The sequence below is a fragment of the Salegentibacter sp. genome (genome assembly GCF_041642575.1).
GTDB lineage: Bacteria > Bacteroidota > Bacteroidia > Flavobacteriales > Flavobacteriaceae > Salegentibacter.
Genome location: NZ_JBEPWD010000152.1, coordinates 1 through 3440 on the forward strand (window position 1 = coordinate 1; position 3440 = coordinate 3440).

1 protein-coding gene and 1 pseudogene are annotated in these 3440 nt (G+C 40.6%); one reads left to right on the top strand and one right to left on the bottom strand.

From position 1 onward, the window contains the following. A partial coding sequence (locus ACESK1_RS12650; RefSeq protein WP_372920542.1) for an alpha/beta hydrolase family protein occupies positions 1-500 on the top strand: 500 nt, incomplete at its 5' end. Positions 501-598: 98 nt separating this feature from the next. Here the strand turns inward: ACESK1_RS12650 and ACESK1_RS12655 are convergent. Continuing rightward, positions 599-3440 (bottom strand): annotated as a pseudogene (locus ACESK1_RS12655) (excinuclease ABC subunit A); the annotation flags it as partial.

The following is a 3440-nucleotide window of genomic DNA, read 5'->3' on the forward strand; positions in this document are numbered from 1 at the left end:
TAAAGGATTATCTTTCAGCAATAGATGAAATCAGCAAGGAAGATTTTGTAGATAAAGACAGGCTGGGAGCTGTAGGGGCAAGCTATGGTGGGTATTCGGTTTATTATCTCGCTGGTCATCACGAGGAACGCTTTAAAACTTTTATTGCTCATGACGGCATCTTCAATACCCGCAGTATGTATGGAACCACTGAAGAATTGTTCTTTGTAAATAAAGATCTGGGCGGTCCTTACTGGCAGGATCCAACACCTAAAGCATATACCGAATTTAATCCTATCAATTTTGTGAATAAATGGGATACGCCCATTTTGATCGTCCAGGGAGGAAAGGATTTCAGAGTCCCGATTGGGCAGGGCCTTGAAGCCTTCCAGGCCGCACAACTAAAAGGTTTAAAAAGTAAGTTGCTGTATTTTCCTATGGAGAACCATTGGATCCTCAGCGCCCAGAATGGGATAATCTGGCAAAGGGAATTCTTTAAATGGCTCGAGGATACCTTGTAATTTTAAGCTCACTTTTTATATGAGTTCAGGTGTGATGATGTTTTTATTTTCACAATTATCACACCTGAATTTATAATAATAACCAAAAAAGAAAGAACTCATTCCAAGACTAGCCCCACCCCTATTTTGCCCAATAAATAGGGATTATGGTCAATTACCAGAATATCATTGTCCTTACTGAGTTTTCCGAGTATCGCAAATAAAAGATCAATATCTGCATAATGTAATCCTGTGCTGGGTTCATCTAAAATATAAAGTGTATTTGTCGCTCGGTCCTGGAGCCAGTTTAATAGCAGCAAACGTTGTTTTTCTCCCGAAGAAAGGGATTGAACAGGCTGATCCAGGTGAAGATGCTTCAACCCGATTTCTTCCAGTTCATTTAAGAATTGAAGTGTTTTGTCTGGCACCTTATTCTCCTTTAACCATTCTTTTAATTCGTTAAGATTAAAGGCGAGTACCTCAGCGATATTTTTCGAAGCAACTTTATGTTCCAGAATATGCGGCTGATAGCGTTGTCCCTTGCAGACTTCGCATTTTTCAATCGCATTGGCGGCGATATCCAGGCTGGTTTCTATGTGGCCCTTGCCTTTGCAGTTCGGGCACTGACTCGTTTTTGTTTTATAAGAAAAGTCCCGGGGTTTCAGGCCTGTTTCGCTCGCAAAGATCTTGGTTATTTCTTTTAACAGATCCAAATAGGTGACTAACAAAGTCTTCGAATGTGATCTTAGCTTCTTAGACTCAAAATAATGCGCTCCCGCATACTTTACTGGGAATTTGATGCTTTCACAATTGACCGGCTTGCCTGTCTCGATGCTCGGAATCAGAATATCTTTCACTAAAGTAGTCTTCCCAATTCCTGATTTACCGCTAATGGCCGTGATGCCTCCAACAGGTACTTCCAGGGATTCTTTCACTAAGGTATATTTGAAAATATTCCGGATGGAAATAGAATCCTTCCCTGCTTTTAAACTGATTGCTTTAGAAGGTTCTTTCAAAAAAGGGTGACAATCTTCCTTTTTTAAATAATCCTTCGGAGTTCCCTGAAAAGTAATATATCCTCCCAACTTACCGGCTTTAGGGCCAAGTTCAACCAACCGATCAGCCTGCAGGATGATCTCTTTATTGTGTTCAATCACAATCACGGTGTTGCCTTTTTCAATAAGATCTTTCAGGATGCTGATCAGGTCCGGAATATTGTCGTTAGATAGTCCTGCGGAAGGTTCATCCAGAAGATAGGTAATATCCTTCAAAGGACTATTCAATTGTTTTATAAGGGCTACCCGTTGGTTTTCTCCGCCGGAAAGCGTGGTAGATTTACGGTTGAGCTGCAAATGATCAATATGCAATTGCTTTGCTCGCTTTATGGTATTGATCAAATGAGGCTGAATGTTAGCGACGAGTTTTTGATCCATTTTCTCCTGCTTGGAATCAGCCGAAAGCCAGATTTCTAAAGCTTTAAAGTCCATTGACCGTATTTGGTGAATCGATTTACCTCCAATTTGAAAGGCCAAGCGTTCCGGTTTTAATCCACTTCCTGCACAATGCTTGCATTCCTCAAGGGAGAAAAGTGCTTTCAGCTTTTCAATATTCTTGTTCTTTCTGGTCTTATAATATTCTTCCTTTAAGTAATGAAAAAGCCCTTCCCATTTCATACTTACCTCCTGAATTCCTTCCCGGGTTTTGGTTTTGAATTGCCAGTTGGCTTTCCATACAGTATCTCCGGCACCGTGAAATAAAATGTCTTTTTGTTGATCGGTCAATTCATTAAAAGGCGTTTCGAGACCAAATCCATATTTAGCACCTAACACCTGTAAAATCGCCATATACTGGCTGCTCGCATGACCATAGTAAGCCAGGGATTTGTTGTGTTCAAAAAGTCCGTTAGCAATACTCTTGTTTTGATCCAGTACTATTTTATCTAAATCGGGGAGCAATTCCTGCCCCATACCGTCGCAAACGGCGCATTTTCCCAATTCGTGATTATTGGAAAAATGGCTGGCGGATAATTCAGTTCCTTCGTACTGGGCTTTTCGGGAAAAGGCAAAACGTAAAATCTTATCTATTCCCGTTTGTTTGGCAATATCAGAGCGATCTGTAAAACTCTTTTCTTTACGGGTAACGCAAATAGTTGGGCTAAGCCCTTCAATATGGTCAACTTCAAACTGAAAATTCACCCCTACTCTTGACTGCTGATAACTCGAAAACTGTTTGGTCATTTCCTGTAATCCGTAGCCATGTATAGTGTCAATAACCAAAGAGGATTTTCCCGAACCTGAAATTCCGGTAATTACAGATAATTGATTCTTCGGAAGATCTAGATCCAGGTCTTTGAGATAATGTGTTCGAGCTCCCTTAATGGAGATCGTATCTCTGCGTTGATCCATCGATTCTTTGAATTCAAGCGCTTTAGGTTTTATACTATTATCCACCAATGTATCACAGGAGGATTGAAAAAGTGGGTGGTTTTCAAAGCAAATAATGCCTGCCGTTTGTTCCTTGAGAAAGTGCAAAGCTTTTAGCAACTGCCTCACATTTTGCTGATGCAATCCAATGCTGGGTTCTTCAAGCAACAATAGCGTCTTTTTTGATTGTTTGGCAAAATGTTTAGTAAGTTTAATGCGTTGCGCTTCACCACCAGACAGCGTGTTTGAAGGCTGGCCGAGCTTGATATATCCCAGGCCTAATTGCAGCATTAAAGCAAGGATTTTGGTGATCTTCTTTTCCCCGGAAAAGAATTCAAAAGCCTCCGCAATACTGAGATTATAAATCTCTGCAATATTTTTATTATTCCAATGTATCTTTAATACTTCGGGCTTAAAACGCTTACCATTACAGGTCGGACAAATCTGGTTGATAGTACCCAACACATTCATAGAAAGCGTAATCACGCCGGCTCCTTCACAGGCTTCGCATCTTCCGCGCTTGTTATTGAAAGAAAAT